The 16,919-nt window shown below is 44.4% G+C and carries 14 protein-coding genes and 1 pseudogene; 10 read left to right on the top strand and 5 right to left on the bottom strand.

Features of this window, described 5'->3' with window-relative positions:
* Positions 1-9 precede the first annotated feature (9 nt).
* Entirely contained in the window at positions 10-720 is a 711-nt protein-coding gene (locus tag BM008_RS10855; protein WP_091936850.1) for a 4Fe-4S double cluster binding domain-containing protein, read from the top strand.
* A gap of 514 nt (positions 721-1,234) precedes the next feature.
* Here the strand turns inward: BM008_RS10855 and BM008_RS10850 are convergent.
* Complete coding sequence (locus BM008_RS10850) at positions 1,235-2,440, bottom strand: aldo/keto reductase (RefSeq protein WP_091936848.1); 1,206 nt, start codon at positions 2,438-2,440, stop codon at positions 1,235-1,237.
* Between the two features lie 45 nt (positions 2,441-2,485).
* Positions 2,486-3,685 (bottom strand): aldo/keto reductase, encoded by a 1,200-nt coding sequence (locus BM008_RS10845; protein WP_091937001.1) that lies wholly within the window; start codon positions 3,683-3,685, stop codon positions 2,486-2,488.
* A gap of 112 nt (positions 3,686-3,797) precedes the next feature.
* On the opposite strand from BM008_RS10845, the gene BM008_RS10840 reads away from it, so the two are divergent.
* Positions 3,798-4,499: a class I SAM-dependent methyltransferase gene (locus BM008_RS10840; protein WP_091936846.1), complete on the top strand. Its 702-nt coding sequence runs from the start codon at positions 3,798-3,800 to the stop codon at positions 4,497-4,499.
* Between the two features lie 17 nt (positions 4,500-4,516).
* Here BM008_RS10840 and BM008_RS10835 read toward each other — a convergent pair whose 3' ends face one another.
* Positions 4,517-4,972 (bottom strand): phosphate-starvation-inducible PsiE family protein, encoded by a 456-nt coding sequence (locus BM008_RS10835; protein WP_245748013.1) that lies wholly within the window; start codon positions 4,970-4,972, stop codon positions 4,517-4,519.
* Between the two features lie 121 nt (positions 4,973-5,093).
* Complete coding sequence (locus tag BM008_RS10830; RefSeq protein WP_091936844.1) at positions 5,094-6,251, bottom strand: baeRF10 domain-containing protein; 1,158 nt, start codon at positions 6,249-6,251, stop codon at positions 5,094-5,096.
* Positions 6,252-6,393: 142 nt separating this feature from the next.
* On the opposite strand from BM008_RS10830, the gene BM008_RS10825 reads away from it, so the two are divergent.
* The 8 genes and pseudogenes from BM008_RS10825 (at position 6,394) to BM008_RS10790 (ending at position 16,064) form a co-directional block, all read left to right on the top strand.
* Entirely contained in the window at positions 6,394-7,533 is a 1,140-nt protein-coding gene (locus BM008_RS10825) for a hypothetical protein (protein ID WP_091936842.1), read from the top strand.
* A gap of 176 nt (positions 7,534-7,709) precedes the next feature.
* The gene (epsC, locus tag BM008_RS10820; RefSeq protein ID WP_091936840.1) at positions 7,710-8,678 is read left to right on the top strand and encodes a serine O-acetyltransferase EpsC; all 969 of its coding nucleotides are present in this window, start codon (positions 7,710-7,712) and stop codon (positions 8,676-8,678) included.
* A gap of 65 nt (positions 8,679-8,743) precedes the next feature.
* Positions 8,744-9,673, top strand: coding sequence for a cysteine synthase A (gene cysK, locus BM008_RS10815; RefSeq protein WP_091936839.1), 930 nt, complete (start codon positions 8,744-8,746; stop codon positions 9,671-9,673).
* 251 nt (positions 9,674-9,924) lie between these two features.
* Positions 9,925-10,983: a GNAT family N-acetyltransferase gene (locus BM008_RS10810; protein WP_091936837.1), complete on the top strand. Its 1,059-nt coding sequence runs from the start codon at positions 9,925-9,927 to the stop codon at positions 10,981-10,983.
* Positions 10,984-11,019: 36 nt separating this feature from the next.
* Positions 11,020-12,162 carry a hypothetical protein gene (locus BM008_RS10805; protein ID WP_091936835.1) on the top strand — a complete coding sequence of 381 codons (1,143 nt, stop codon included), beginning with the start codon at positions 11,020-11,022 and terminating at the stop codon, positions 12,160-12,162.
* Between the two features lie 62 nt (positions 12,163-12,224).
* Positions 12,225-13,313, top strand: a complete 1,089-nt coding sequence (dinB, locus tag BM008_RS10800; protein WP_091936833.1) for a DNA polymerase IV — start codon at positions 12,225-12,227, stop codon at positions 13,311-13,313.
* Between the two features lie 9 nt (positions 13,314-13,322).
* Positions 13,323-14,182 (top strand): annotated as a pseudogene (locus tag BM008_RS10795) (ion transporter).
* A 286-nt stretch (positions 14,183-14,468) separates the two neighbouring features.
* Positions 14,469-16,064, top strand: coding sequence for a sensor histidine kinase (locus tag BM008_RS10790; protein ID WP_091936832.1), 1,596 nt, complete (start codon positions 14,469-14,471; stop codon positions 16,062-16,064).
* A gap of 13 nt (positions 16,065-16,077) precedes the next feature.
* On the opposite strand, the gene BM008_RS10785 is transcribed toward BM008_RS10790, so the two are convergent.
* Positions 16,078-16,863 (bottom strand): ribonuclease HI family protein, encoded by a 786-nt coding sequence (locus BM008_RS10785; protein ID WP_218146708.1) that lies wholly within the window; start codon positions 16,861-16,863, stop codon positions 16,078-16,080.
* Positions 16,864-16,919 lie beyond the last annotated feature (56 nt).

Here is a 16,919-nt window from a genome sequence, read left to right as displayed (position 1 = left end):
GGTGTAGTTATGGGTCTTCAGGATGAATTGAACAGAATTGCACTGGAAAACGGAGTACAGTATTTCGGAGTAGCTGACCTCTCAGGTCCCAGGGAGTTTATCGTTGATCAGGGTGGTGAGGAACTGTCTGCATATCCATACGCCATCTCAATTGGGATAAGACTGATGGACCCCATCGTTGACAAAATAACACACAGAAATGAGAGGTCTGCATTGTTGAATTATAAACATCATGCATACGACGTTATCAACTCAAGGCTCGACATGACAACTTCGATCCTCAGCAGCCATATTCAGGATAATAGCTATTCAGCACTTCCGATCCCTGCATCGAAAAGGATCGATGATGAGAGGATATGCGCCCAGTTCTCCCACAAACTGGCCGCTCACATGTCAGGACTTGGCTGGATAGGAAAGAGCTGCCTGCTGATAACCCCCGACAACGGACCAAGGGTCAGGTGGGCCACGATACTGACAGATGCACCCCTCCAGCCTACTGGAAGCAGTATGGAAAACAGATGTGGAACCTGCAATAAATGTGTAAATATATGTCCGGTCAATGCCTTTACCGGAAGGAACTTTGTAGAAAGTGAGAGCCGGGAAATGAGATATGATGCAAAGAAATGTGAGGAACATTTCAAGGAGATGGAGAACAGCGGACAGATACCTGTGTGTGGATTGTGTGTTTATGTGTGTCCTCATGGGAAGAAAAAAGGTTAAGACAGGTTTTTGCAATGGATTCTGCTCTTTAATACTCATCAATACAGAGATACAGGTTTTCTGTAGAGATCCTGTAAATTTTAGCTTTGGAGTCAACAACTTTCCAATACCGAATAAAATCACTTTTTCAATTAGTGGCAATGGAACGTGCCGCCTGCGGCGGGTGGTTGTACTGATATTTTTCCCCAATGATCTTTGCAGAACTATCAGAAACACAAAGCAAGGTAACAATAAGTTTTGCTGATAAGAAGGCGTGAATAACTAAAACCATCCCGGAGGGTCCGTCGAAGCCGGCACAATCCGAAAAGAAAAACTGTTGTCTTTAACTCTTTTTCTGAATACCGCAATTAAACCGCGCTGTTTACCATAAAATCGATATTCTGCAATAACAACATGAATGTACGATCTTATGATACATTCAATGAGGAATTTACAGAGGCAAGTTGTTACAATTAAATATGAAATTGAGGGAAACAAAGCACTTCCCTAATTAATTTTTGACATCGTCACTCAATTAACAGCTGTCATCAGCGAACAACTTCTTCGCAAAGGCGATCCTCTCTTCAAGATCTGGACCCTCGAATTCCTCTGCAACCTTTTCAAGCATATCCTGTATCAGGATGTGCTGTGGGCATTCATCCAGACATTTGCCACATTGGATACACTGTGAAGCAAAGTTTGTCTCAGCACCTCTGAGAATTCCACCCATCTTCGCAGCGTACATCATCTTCAGCCTGTCTCCGCCACCGAACATATGCAGGTTATTGTAGACATCGAAACATGCAGGGATATCCACACCTGCTGGACATGGCATACAGTATCTGCATCCGGTACAGTTGATCTTCATCAACTCACCGTACTTCTCCGCTACCCTGCTCACAAGTCCCAGTTCCTTCTCTGTAAGTGAATTTGCATGACCTTCGTCTGCTATCCTCAGATTCTCCTCCACATGTGCAGGTTCGCTCATACCTGAAAGTACTACAGTGACCTCTGGATGGTTCCATACCCATCTCAGGGCCCATGCCACAGGACTGCGTTTCACATCAGCCTCGTTCCAGATATCAAGTACTTCCTCTGGAACAGGGTCTGCAAGACTTCCACCACGCAGAGGCTCCATAATCACAACACCAAGTCCTTTTGATGCAGCGTACTCAAGTCCTGCTGTTCCTGCCTGAACATTGGTATCCAGGAAATTATACTGGATCTGGCAGAAATCCCAGTCATAAGCATCAACGATCGGTGCAAAGTCCTCAGGAGCACCATGATAGGAAAAACCTGCATTGATGATGCGACCATCGGCCTTTGCCCTGTCAAGGAAATCAAGGATCCCGAGGTCACTGCTGGTCTCCCAGCTACTTTTCACGAGACTGTGTATCAGATAGTAATCGATATGGTCGGTGTTCAGCTTCTCAAGCTGGGCATTGAGGAACCTGTCCATATCCTCGGGTGTTTTCACCATCCACTGAGGTAGTTTTGTTGCAAGTTTCACCTTCTCCCTGTAACCGTCAGCAAGTGCACGGGCAAGGAAAGGCTCACTTTCTCCCATATGATATGGCCAGGCAGTATCCACATAGTTAACACCACTGTCTATCGAGTGGCGGACCATCTGCGTTGCCTTTTCCTCATCGATGCTTCCATCTTCTTTCACCGGCAGGCGCATTGCACCAAAACCGAGTATCGAAAGCTCATCTGCATTTTTTGGCATTTTTCTGTATAGCATCTATGGATCTCCTTTCTCTGAATAAGTGAGAACACCAATTAAATATCATTCTCTGAAAAACATCATTTTTACCATCTTCACCCTTTCATCAAGGTCATCCCCCTCAAGGTCCCTGACCACCTCTTCCAGAAGATCGGGTATAGGCAGATCCTGAGGACACCTTTCAAGACATTCCCCACATTTTACACACTGGGAAGCGAAATGGGGTTCATCCAAACTCACTACACCTGCCAGCCTCATGGCATACATCATCTTTGACGACATTTCATCTTTGAACATATGCAGGTTGTTATATGTCTCAAGACATGTCGGAATATCCACTGATGCAGGACATGGCATACAATATCTGCAACCCGTACATCCTGCTTTCATCATCTCGCGATATTTGCTTTCGACATTTCCAACAAGCTGCAGCTCACTCTCTGTAAGCATATTCGGCTCTGCTTCATCTGCTATCCTGAGGTTCTCTTTGATCTGTGACAGCTCATTCATTCCTGAGAGGACAACCGTAACCTCAGGATGGTCCCATACCCAGCGCAAACCCCATTCAGCCGCACTTCGTTCTGTCTGGGCCTCATTCCATATACATTCAACCTCAGGAGGAACTGGACTTGCAAGATTTCCACCACGCAAAGGCTCCATTATAACCACACCAAGACCTTTTGATGCAGCATATTCGAGTCCTTCGGTACCTGCCTGGTTCCGCTCGTCCATATAGTTGTACTGGATCTGGCAGAAGTCCCAGTCATAGTCATCGACTATTACCGGGAAATCCTTACCATTCCCATGAAAAGAAAAACCAGCATTTATGATCCTGCCATCAGCCTTTGCACTGTCAAGAAAAACTGTAACGCCAAGTTCCTTCATCTTCTCCCAGCTTCCCCCGTTCAGACCGTGTATAAGATAGTAATCTATATGGTCAGTGTTCAGTCTCTCAAGCTGGGCATTGAGAAATCTGTCCATATCCTCACGACTGTTGACAAGCCATGTAGGTAATTTGGTGGCTAACCTGACCTTTTCCCTGTATCCGTCCGCAAGCGCACTGGCAAGGAAAGGCTCACTAGCTCCCATATGATACGGCCAGGCAGTATCAACATAATTGACACCATTGTCTATTGCATAACGAAGCTGTTCTGTGGCCTTTGCTTCATCTATGCTCATATCCTCTTTCATCGGCAGGCGCATGGCACCAAAGCCGAGTATTGAGAGCTCATCTCCATTCTTTGGATTGTTCCTGTATAACATCCTCTTATACTCCATATCCATTTCTAAAAATGACTAATCAGTCATTTGACACTAAGACTACTTAAAGGCTCTGCAAAGAAAATATAAAGAATAAAATGGTCCAGTTTCCTATATGCCTTCTGACGAAGTTCCTGAAAACAAAACCCCTCATCTTCCAGAGGATTACGATTCCAAAATATCTGCTGTCCTTCCTTATTATAGATCATTCCACGATGAAACGATCTATCTTGTCAGATCCCTACCTGAAGCCCCAAATATCTGGATGGATACCGGATGCGGAACAGGAACATTCGTTTCAAAGGCCATTGAGCACTTTCCTGATACAAGGTTCCTCATGGTCGACCCGTCAGAAGGAATGCTAGAACAGGCAATGGAAAAACTCTCAACATATCCCTGTAACAAAATAGAGATACTCGAAGCTTCTGCAACTCAGGATATCACCAAGGAACTCAGCGAACAGCCGGATGTTATCACTGCTATCCAGTGTCACCATTACCTTGACATGGAGAACAGGAAAAGAGCGGTTGGAAAATGTTATGAACTGCTTAAAGAAGGTGGTATTTTCATAACTTTCGAGAACATCAGCCCTCTTACTGAAGAAGGCATCGATGTTGGAAAAAGATACTGGGGAGATTTCCAGTCCAGACACGGCAGGACCGAAGAAGAGATAGAGATCCATCTTGAACGTTTTGGAACTGAATATTTCCCGATCACAGTTGAAGAGCATCTCGAACTGCTGAGGGAAACAGGATTCAGGACCGTTGAACTGTTCTGGTATTCCTACATGCAGGCTGGTTTCTATTGTATAAAATGACCTGAAAGATCAGCAGATCACTTAACCTGTTCATCTTCACATGATACTGATATGGAACCCGGACATTCGAATGGAGGGAACTTTACAGCGATCGCACGCACGATACCCAGTACCAGGATCAATGCTGCAAACACAAGCAGGGTATCATTTTCGAATTCGTGACCATATATAAGAACGGTGATCTCACGCATGACTATCAAAATGGTTGCGTCGGTCACATATGTGAGCCGGATCCTTTCATGGACCTGGTAATCTGCAAAAGCCTTGAAAAAATCGATAAGCACAAAGATCGTCAGGACACTATACACTACCTGACTGAAGCCACCTTTTTTCAGCCATACAAGACCGATATTCTGGAAAACATTGAACACACCTATTATTATGGCCAGCAGAAGTATGTACAGGACGATAACTGTCACTAAATTGATAACTTTCCTGAATATCTTCTCGTGTGTCGACATATCAAATACCATAACAACCCCATAACCCATGCTGTAAGTGAACTAGTTCACTAATTCACTATATGTATATCATGTATTTCTTTTCTACCATGTATGATCATCTGAATGATACTGCATACATAATAGTTCATATTCAGTATCTCAGCAGCGCACCCACAACATCATCAGAGTCCAGGAAGTCCTCTTTTTCCACGAACACGACCTTTGCACCACTGCGCTGGGCAAGCTCATAGAGTTCTTCGACCACATCCACAGCAGATGTCGGTCCGCCACACCTGTCACATTCTTTTGGTGGTTTTGCATTGGCCTGAAGGTTCTGACACCTCTCGCACAGCCAGCCGGGAACAGATGAATCTTCCAGTATCAGAAGAGTATTCGCCCTTGCCTGTTCCAGTGCATCCCGGACATCTTCAACTCCATTCACAGCCAGTCCACCTTTTAAGATAGCACTTTTCAGTTCTTCAGCAGCATGTCTGGACCCTGAATGCTCACTTTCGTGAAGCACAGCATCCCCGGCTTCCACAAGTTCATCCCTTGGAATATCGATCGGAACGTCGATAACACCCAATACCTTCTGCTGCACATCCTGTGGCAGCATTTCCATAAGCTGTTGTTTTGCCTCCCCTGGTCCTGCAAGTACCAGACCTCTTGTCTGTAACTGGTCACATGTGCCCTGAACATTTTCAGCAACCTCGGAAAGGAAGGACTTTATGGCACCTTTTCTCAGGTGGTTGAAGCGCATCTGGCTCCAGCCTCCCTTTTTATGCTTGTTCATAAGGTCAGTAGAAAGGCGTTTCTTCTCCTCTGCAAGGTCTGAACGTATGCACGTGAACTTAGCTTCCTGTGAGTCAACAAGCAATACACCGTAGTCCTCATAATCTGCCCTCAATTTTGCCAGTGGAAGCAGGTATGGTGAGGTATCGATAACCAGTGATCGCTCCGGTTCCACAGCCAGTCGATATACGTTCAAAAATGAGTTTGATGAACATGCAAATATTATCCTTCCCTTCTCACCTGAGATGGGAGGCTCAGAAATATAGGATCCTGCCATTTCAAAAGTACTTTCGAACTCAGACCTCAATTCCGGGGAAAGGGACTTCCTGATCGCACTTACCCTTGAATCTGTGAAGATCCTGTTCAGGTGTTCATTCTCCCTTCCGGACACAGGCAGGTAGACAGAAAGATAAACGTCCTTCTCATCATAGATCTCAGCCAGTGCCCTGATATTGATATCAGTAACAGGCAGCAGTTCTTCACTTATTATCCGTTCCATATCCTCGGGCATTTGCATAAAATGTCTAATATCGGTTTCTATTTAAATTTATTTAAATGACAGAGCTTCGATGTGAAAGCAGGAATCTTCAATAGCAGTTTAGAGGAAAGAATTGCAGGTATCAAAAAGGGTATATAATTACCGTGACAGAATTCTATGTATGTCCCCTGAGAAACGGCCTGATGAAAGCGCAGACATCATTTCACGTTCACGCGAGTACATTGGCTCCGTTCTTGATAGCATACCTGATTCCCTGAAAGATGCCAGTAGCGAGGTATTAGTAGAATTCGTATGCGATGAATTACGGAAGATACCGGTCCCATTGCTGGGTTCTATACTTGCAAAGGCTGTTGAGAAAAGATATGGGGGAGAGAAAGCCAACGATAACGCTCTTTATGAACTTGGGGAAATGCTCCAGAGCATGAAAGACTCAGATGATGATCTCCAGAGAGAGCTTGAGAAAATCAATATCTTCCTGCCTGAGATCATGGAAGCCATAGCTGCACAGGGGCAGAGGATCCAGGATAGGGATACACCTGACCTTCAGGTGCTCAATTCGACTCTGGACCTGAAGTATCCTATGAATGACAATGAACTTCGCATCATTCTCTCTAACACAGGAGGCAGCTCTGTCATGGTGGACGAGATATTCCTTGAGATAGAGGACTGGTCACCTGACACCAATATAGACTTCAGTATGCCTGCAGCTCCGATGCAGATCTTATTCCTGAAGGCAGAACTTACAGTGGAAAAAAGTGAGTATCCGCTTTTCAGCCTGAACTCCGCCCAGCCACGTATATTCGGAGAAAGGGGAGATGGTACCGAGATGATCGTTATACAGCTCTCATCCCTCAATAATGCAGGATATAATTTTAGATTGAAAATACCCTGGCAGGATCTCTCCACTGGAAATAAGGGGGTATTAGAACACCCTGCTTCAGGAGAAAAACCCTTTGAACTCACTTTCCCCTATTCGCCGGGATGGAACCAGGACATAAAGATAGATTCCCTTCTTGAAAGAGAGAAGATATTCTATCAGATGGAACTCAAATTCAGAAAGATATTGTCCATACTGAAAGATGTCTATCATTCTGACGAGAACAACACGGACCGAACCAATAAAGAATTGTTCGATATAGGATTGAGTACAGGTGTCAATACATATCCGAACCTGGACTCCATGCTATCGGTGTTCGGACCAGTATTTACAGAACTGGCTCCCTCTGATTCTAAAAAAGAAGCAGAGAAGCTCATAGAAGAAATAGGGACAATGCTTCCGCAGGAGCTCCAAAGCTTTTAAATGTGATTATAATCGATCATTATGTGGGATCATTGAAAGTGGGTAATTGAAGAAAGTTCCAGGCTTTTTGGAATGATATATAGAATGCAGAAAAAGAGAGCTTTGAGAGGTCAATTGTGTTAACGGTGTTAACACCATAAAGATACATAGAAATTCACAGTAAAGATGGGATAAACATGGACAAAACATTAGCACCAGAACAAAAAAGATGTACGATACTGGATTCCATGATCGACAACAGATACCGGGAAGAGATACCTGATATAGTGGACCTTGTGGTCAACAGTTGTTCTGATAAAGGCTGTTTTGACCATCTGGATTCTGCCGTGATACCATCAAAGGAAGCCCTGACAGAGATCATCGACCTGATAAGGGATATCCTCTTCCCCGGCTACTTCGGGGATCAGACCGTTGACAGGAACACTCTCTCGTATCATGTCGGAAATGAGATAACAGAACTCTTCAACAAGCTCTCAGAACAGATAACCAACAGCATCATACACGAGTGTAAACGCTATGAAGAGGAGTGCACCGAGTGTGTGGACCGTGGACAGGAAGAGACACTGATGTTCCTGAAAAAGATACCTGAGATCAGATCCATGCTGGCATCGGATATCATTGCCACATACGAGGGAGACCCGGCAGCCAAGAACTATGATGAGATAATCTTCAGCTATCCGGGGATATTCGCAATGACCGTCTACAGGGCAGCTCATGAGCTGCACAGACAGGGAATCTCCATCATCCCGAGAATAATGACAGAATATGCACACAGCGCAGTGGGAATAGATATCCACCCAGGTGCGAAGATCGGCAAAGGATTCTTCATCGACCACGGGACAGGTGTGGTTATAGGAGAAACATGCGAGATCGGGAACAATGTCCGTATCTATCAGGGTGTTACCCTTGGTTCCCTGAGCTTCCCAAAAGATGAGTCAGGAAGGATCATAAGGGACCAGAAAAGACATCCGACCATCGAAGATGATGTTATAATATACTCTAACGCAACCATCCTCGGAGGAGATACGGTCATAGGAGCAAGGTCGGTTATCGGTGGTAATGTGTGGATAACCGAGTCCGTGCCAGCAGACACAAAGGTCATCATCGAGGAACCAAGGCTCATTTTCAAAGAAAAGAAGCATTGATGTTCTTTATTTTCATCAAATAACGACAAATACCGCAAACAGAACAATATACAGGAGTTGGGAAGATCAATATCTATGAAGACATAACAAAGACAGTCGGTAACACACCACTTGTACGCCTGAACAGGATAACTGAAGGATGCCATGCAACAGTTGTTGGAAAGGTCGAATCCTTCAATCCCCTGAGCTCGGTGAAGGACCGTATTGCTCTTAATATGATAGAATCGGCTGAAAAGGATGGATGCCTGAATAAGGATGCGGTCATCATAGAGCCAACTTCAGGAAACACCGGTATCGGCTTAGCCTTTGTCTGTGCAGCAAAAGGATATCGACTGATCCTGACGATGCCTGATACAATGAGCATCGAAAGAAGGAAGATACTCAGATTACTTGGTGCCGAGATAGTATTAACTCCTGGCAGTAAAGGAATGAACGGCGCGATAGTTGAAGCTGAGGAAATGGCAAAAAGAACTGAGAACTCATTTGTTCCTCACCAGTTCATGAACCCTGCAAATCCTGATATCCACCGTCGTACAACAGCCGAGGAGATATGGAATGATACGGATGGTGAAGTGGATATCCTTGTTGCAGGTGTTGGGACCGGAGGTACCATTACCGGAGTTGCAGAGGTTATCAAGTCCAGAAAACCATCTTTCAAAGCAATAGCCGTTGAGCCTGAAGATTCACCTGTACTTTCAGGAGGTAACCCCGGACCTCATAAGATACAGGGTATTGGTGCGGGTTTTGTTCCTGATGTCCTGAACACCGATGTGATAGATGAAGTGGTAAAGGTCAGCAACGATGATGCATTCGAGACTGCAAGACAGATGGCAAAGAAAGAAGGTATACTGGTTGGTATTTCATGTGGTGCAGCCGTCCATGCAGCCCTTGAGGTAGCAAAAAGAGAGGAAAATGCCGGAAAGATGATAGTTGTGATACTCCCTGATACTGGTGAGAGGTATCTCAGCACAGCGCTTGCAGACTTCGATGACTGATATGTGAGAGATCATTTTCAGATGTGGTTATCGTGGGGATAACTGCCACATCCTTTGTTTTTACTTAGCTGAATAGCTTTTTTTCTTTTTCACAGATACTATATCCAAAAATTATATATCCGATCAACTTCAAGATCTATTTGGGAGTATATAAAATAGAGATATTTGGCGCAGAGTAACAACCCTGCTTTTCCGGGATTTTTTTCTTTCCGGTAACATGGAACCAATGAAGGAGACTTTGGGGTGATGGAATGGTTAACATCAGACCTTTTAAAGAACAAGACAACGAGACCCTGTTGAATATCGAAAGAATGTGCCCTCAGGGAAATGAAGAATGTGCAATGGTGATAGACAAAGGACCGGATATCACAGCAAGGTATGATCTTTACGATAACTGGGAGATACGTGTTGCAGAGGTAGATGATGAAGCTGTGGGCTGGATAGGGTGGACCCTGAAAGGAGAGCCAGAGCAGAGATACATGTACATAGCAGAAGTTATGGTGCATCCTGAGCACCGGAGAAAAGGAATTGCCGTAGAGCTCATAAGAGAAGCCGAAAAAGCTGCACATGAAGCTAAGGCCTCACATATTTACTGCTATGCATACGGACCCAATGAAGCATTCCTGAAACTTTGTGAGAAACTTGGATGTATCCGGGAGAAAGAGATACAGATCCTTGCAATGTCCGCATACAAGAAAGAGCACTCTGAGAGGGAGTATGACCTTGAGAGGATCGATCCCAAAGACCTTCCTGAAGCTGTAAAGCTGATCAATAGTTATTACGAAGGAAGAACTCATTTCGTCCCGTTCACCACAAGCAGTTTCAAAACATATGTGAATCGTGTGCTCGGATACGGTCTTGAGAACTTCCTTGTAGCTAAATGGAGAGATAAAATAGTCGCATGTGGTGGTTTCTGGGACTCCTCTGTCCTGATGGAAATGACATACACAAAGGAACCAATGATGTGGAAGATCATGGCAAATGCCTACGGAATACTCAGGCACTTCACCAGCATGCCAAAGGTCCCTACAGAGAATGAGTTCTTCAAGTTCCATTCGGTTGTGGACCATGCATTCGAACCCGAACATGAACTTGCAATGGAAGAGATACTGAACTACTGCAACAATCTCATGTTCGATACGAAATGTGATTTCTTTGGAATGTATACAGACCCTGACGACCCGGTGATAAAAGTGGTCAGGAAGTTCAAACCACTTAAAGAGAACATGTACCTGTATGCCAAACCAATTGCAGGAAAGGTTCCCGGCCTTGGCAATATCTACGTGGATTGCAGGGATACCATCCTCTGAAAATGGGCTGATAGTATCCCTGAAAGGAGGGAGAGAGTGTCAGAACAGCAACCCTGTTCTTCTGCAGACAGCACATGTCCGGATAAGAGAGAGCAGGAACTGGAGAACTTCAAAAGTATAAGATCTCCTGTTATGAGGTGGACGCTCTATCTTTTACCTCCAGGTATCTTCATAACGATATTATTCATAATATCATACTACGATATGCATGCCGGCAGGGTCATGTATACCACCGGTCTGTTCACTGCAGCAATGAGCCTTATCGCTTTCCGGATACTCATGAGAAAGATCCCGGAGACCTTTGCAATAATATGGGACCGCAAGGTGATCATCGACTGCAGGAGAAATTCAGGTCCAGAAGGGAGACTCGGAAGTGTTCCTGATGAACATGATGCAAGCTCTGTTGATGAACAGGAAGAACTTGAACGGGAATACCTTGGTTTCATCCAAAGACTTGAAGGAAGGATCAACAGCCCATTCCAGATCTTATCAGGGATAGTCTTCTCACTTTTTGTCCTCGCATGGAATTACAGTTCAGTGGCTGAGTTCTTTATTGCTTTTGTTATCGGTATAATGGCATGGAAAATGACAGTCACTGCTGTTTATGTGTGGAAGATGGGAAAGGACTTCTGTTTTGAACCTCAGCTCGGGCATGCTGACAGATGTGGAGGATTGTCACCACTTGGAGATCTCTGCCTCTGGAATGCAATTATAGTCACAATACCTGCGGTATATCTTGGTTCTTGGATCATCATCGGTATGATAACAGAGCCTCAAAGCTCATATTTCCTCAAGTCTGCCGAATATGCCAGCCTTTTCTCTGAACTGTTGTTCGTGCCTGTGTTCTTTGCACTGATAGCGTTCTTTCTTCCTCTGTGGAGCACACATCAGCTCATGCTGAAGTGGAGAGAAAAGAAACGTTCCCAGATGGACCATCTGGAACAATGCATTAACAAACTGGAATGCAGGATACTGGAGGAAGCTGACAGTATGGATGAGAAGGAGTATGGATCTGTCTTCAGGGAACGTGAACTGATGGAAAAAGTATACAGGCAGCACAGAACAATACCTGTGTGGCCGTTCAACATCAGTATCATCACAAGATTCCTGCTCTCACAGAGCATACCTGTTTTCGGTATCGCATCACAGGTCCTGAACTTCATAAGAAGGATGCCTTGAGATAGATGAGAAACGTAGGTATCAGTTAATCATAAAAGGTAACTGAACCTTGTTACTTGATAATGGAACGTGTGATCATTCATGTGGACATGGACTATTTCTATGCTGCAATAGAAGAGAGGGAAGACCCCTCGCTTAAAGGAAAAGCTGTTGTTGTCTGCATGTATTCCAACAGAGGGGAATCGGGTGGAGCTGTAAGTACATCCAACTATATCGCAAGGGAAGCTGGAATACGTTCTGCAATGCCCTGCAAGCTTGCAAGATCAAAAGATCCTGATGCTGTGTTTCTTCCTGTACGTAAGCCGTTCTATGAAGATGTCTCGGCAAATGTAATGGAGATCCTCAGATCAAATGCCGATAGTGAGGAAGCCTTCGAAAAGATAAGCATCGATGAGGCTTTCCTGGATATAACTGAGTCCTGTAAAGGTGACTATGAGACCGCGAAGGAAATAGGTCTGAGAATTAAAGAAGAGGTAAAGGAAAAGGAAAGGATCACCTGCTCTGTAGGTATCGGTCCCAACAAGCTGATAGCCAAGATGGCATCCTCTTTCCGCAAACCTGATGGTATCACTGTGATCGGACCGGAGGATGCGGAAGGATTCCTGAAACCAATGCCCGTGAAGAAATTATGGGGTATCGGCAAGGTCACTGAAGATAAATTATCTGAAATGGGGATCAGCACCGTTGAAGAACTTGCTGCATTCGATGTTATGGAACTTATATCCACTTTTGGAAAGAACAAGGGTATGTGGCTCAAACAGGCTGCTTCGGGTATTGATGACAGCCCGGTGAAAGAGAGAACTGCAACTGACCAGATAGGCAGGATGGCATCTCTGAAACATGACAGCAGGAATGAGAATATGATATTCTCGCTTCTTGAAGAGCTCATGGATGATGTCATGGAAAAAGTGAGAACTAGAAAAGTATCTTTCCGCTCAGTAACAGTAACTGTTATATTCTCTAACTTCAAAACTTCAACAAAGAGTCGTACATTGAACCACGCTGTCAATGACAGGGATATCCTGAGCCAGAATGCAAGAGAGATGATGAGCCAGTTCCTTGAGGAAAGCGAGATCAACTTCAGACGTATCGGTGTCAGAGTAGATAACCTGCATGAAAATACAGGTCAAAAGAGCCTTTTTGATTTTTGAGGGAAACACATGGCTGTATATGAGGACAAATATTCTGACAACAGACCTGAAGTAAAGAACTGGAGAGGACGTCTCTACGATGTTATATTTGAGGCGGATACTCCCGCCGGAAAGAATTTCGATATTATTCTTATAATCAGCATATTGGCAAGCGTGCTGGCTGTCATGCTTGACAGTGTCAGTTCATTCAGAACCGCACATGGAGTCCTGCTCTATAATATCGAATGGTTCTTTACGATAATCTTTACGATCGAATATGCACTCCGTCTGATCTGTGTCAAAAGCAAGATCAGGTATGCTACAAGTCTTTTTGGGATCGTGGATCTGTTGCTATAATCCCTACATATCTTAGTCTGTTCCTTCCGGGAAGCCAGTTCCTGCTTGTTATCAGGATACTCAGGGTACTGAGGATATTCCGTATCCTCAAATTGGTCAAGTACCTGAACGAAGCCGAAATGCTAATTGATGCTTTGAAAGCAAGTAGCAGGAAGATAACTGTCTTCCTTTTCACGGTACTTACACTTGTGGTGGTCCTCGGGTCGCTCATGTACCTGATAGAAGGAGAGAAGAACGGATTCACAAGCATACCACTAAGCATATACTGGGCCATCGTGACCCTGACAACTGTTGGTTTTGGGGATCTGGTACCTCAGACCACACTTGGAAGGACACTTGCTTCTGTTGTAATGATACTTGGTTACAGTATCATCGCCGTTCCTACAGGAATTGTTACGGCTGAGATGAGCCTTGCATCTATTGACGCAAGGGAGAAAGCAAGACCAAAGATCGTCTGCGAGCATTGCGGCAGTAAGGATAACGATACAGACGCCATATTTTGCAAGCATTGTGGCACAAAATTATTGATGTAATATCATATCTTCATTTTTTTTAAATATTTGATATTGGATATATTAAACTTTTATAATTTTAGCACAGCTCTTCATGCAGATTTTGCACTTGTCCATCCTATAAGTCCTGGATAAAACAGGTTGCTGTAAACGTCATCATCATCATCATATCGATTTTTTCAGGATACATATAAATACGAGAATCCAAGAGTGCTTTCAATCATTAATTAGTATAATATTATACTGGTAGTATAATTGCCTTCAAAAAAAAAGTGTGATACTACCTGCAAAAAAGGACCGTGTTTCGATGTGTGAAGAAAAAAACGATGAGCAAATGAACCACCAGCTCAACCTTCTAAAAAAGACCTTTTCATCGATACAGGACCTTATAGTTGTCATCGACCGTGATATGAGGATCGTCACCAGCAACTGGAAGAACTGTGACTCGATACCGGCGAATGAAAAGAAGAGCAATCCTTTATGCTACAGTTGTCTGATGCAGCGTAGCGAGCCATGCGGATCATGCAAACTGCTTGAGGTCTTCGCAACAGGAGCATGCAGGAAATTCGAAATAGAGGACCCTCTTGATAACAGGACAAAACTTATCGAACTATCACCTGTTTTTGATGATGATGACAATGTCATCTTTGTGGTAAGACATGCAAAGGATATCAGTGAACGCAAGTCTGTCGAGAATATTCTCCAGATGAGAGAAAAACAACAGGCTGCTGTCGCAAAACTTGGACAGGAAGGACTTGCCGGTGCAGACCTTGATGAACTGATGCAGGAATCCGTTAAACTCGTTGCAGCCACTCTCAACATTGAATATTGCAGGATAATGAAGAACGAGGATGGTAAACCCTCCATGGTGGCAGGGGTCGGCTGGGAAGAAAAATACGAAAGAGAAACTGAGGCCGAAAAGAACGATATTGTCTGCTATACTCTCTATTCATGCGAAGCTGATATGATCCAGGATAATGACTCGCAGGAAAGGTTCGATAATCTCTCCATGCTCAAAGGCAAGGGGATCCTCAGTGGAATGGATGTGCTCATCGGTAGCAAGGAAAAACCCTTTGGGACCATGAACGTGCACACCACACAGAAAAGAGTGTTCACAAAGGATGACATGAACTTCGTTCAATCAGTGGCAAACGTCCTTGCAGAAGCACTCAGCCGGAAACAGACTGAAGAGAACCTCAAAAAGTATACTAGGGAACTTGAGGATGCGAACTACCTCAAAGTCCTGTTCACCGATATACTGACCCATGACCTGCTCAACCCTGCAAACATCATCAGGGGATTCACAGAGCAACTGATCATAATCGAAGATGAAAGTAGTAAGAAGAACCTGCTCGATAAGATCCATAAGAACAATGAGAAGCTTATCTATATGATAGAATCGGCATCCAAGTTCATCAAACTGGAATCAATAGACGATATCAGATTTGAAGAACAGGACCTTTTGCCTCTTATGAAGAAGGTTATCAGGAACTTCGAACCTGAGGCTGACAAAAAGGATATAGAACTGAGCTTTGTTCATGCTTTGGAATATCCTTCCCTCATAAACCCGCTCATTGAAGAGGTTGTTCTGAACCTGCTTTCAAATGCGGTCAAATATAGCCCACCGGGAGGAAAGATCAGCATCAATGTCTCGGATATGGCAGATAAATGGAAGATCCATGTAGCAGATATCGGTCCTGGGATCACTGATGATGATAAGACCATGATATTCGAACGTTTCAGACAGGCCGACAAGGGAAGCGTTAAAGGAAGCGGTCTCGGTCTTGCGATCGTCAAGAGGATCGTGGAACTTCATGGCGGAGAGGTCGGTGTCGATGATAATCCGATCGGCAGGGGAAGTGTGTTCTGGTTCACTGTGAAAAAGTCACTTTGCAACCCATAAATGAAGTTTCAAGCTATCTCTTCTTCTTTTTACTGAGCTCAATATCGACTTTGACCTTCCTGACAGCAAGATCTGTTGAAAGACCACGCAGCATCCACCTGAGTGCAGAAGCCTGCTGGCTGCTGTTGCCCTTGAACTCCTTTTCAACTATAGAGGAGGCCTTTGGACCTGCTTCTTTCTGCAAAGTATCCAGTTTCTTTCTGGAAAATGAGTCAAACCCACCGACCTTGAGATTCGCGAATGACTTGAAACCAGGTGAAGGTTCTGTATTCAATTCATTTATCTTCAATCTCAAATTAGAAGAGACAGATGTCGAGTTCACATCAGCCACGAACTTTCTGTCAGATGGCTTCACAGATGATGCTTGTGAGGGGCTGCTAGATGACTTGGTCTGCCTTGACCTGGGTAGTGCCAGACGGTCAGCTGTTGTGTTCTGCTCCCTTGGGACCCAGGTGAACTTTACCTTGAGCTCGTTCTTCTTAATGATAGCTGCCGTATCCTCTTTGATCTTTGCAAGGTTCTGGTTCTTGACCTTCCATTTCCCTGACATCTGGCTGATGACAAGTTTGCTGTCCCCGTAGACCTGAAGAGGACCTTTCCCACCAAGTTTCAGGTAATTGGTAATACCCTCTTTCAATGCAGTATATTCAGCAACATTATTGGTGTTCGAAGGAGATGGTTCCTTTTCCTTACTTCCCTCTGTTGGAGCCTTTCCGCTACTCCAGTTGATAACCCAGCCAAAGCCCATTATGCCTCCCGGATTGGGGTCGCAGGAGCCATCGAAGTTCAAAGTGTCCATTTTTCCCATATCTCTGCTTGAAAGCTGGTCATTGTTCTTGTATCTGGTGGGAGAAA

Origin of the sequence: Methanolobus profundi, assembly GCF_900114835.1 — an archaeon.
Lineage (GTDB): Archaea > Halobacteriota > Methanosarcinia > Methanosarcinales > Methanosarcinaceae > Methanolobus > Methanolobus profundi.
This window is presented reverse-complemented; position numbering and strand designations above follow the sequence as displayed.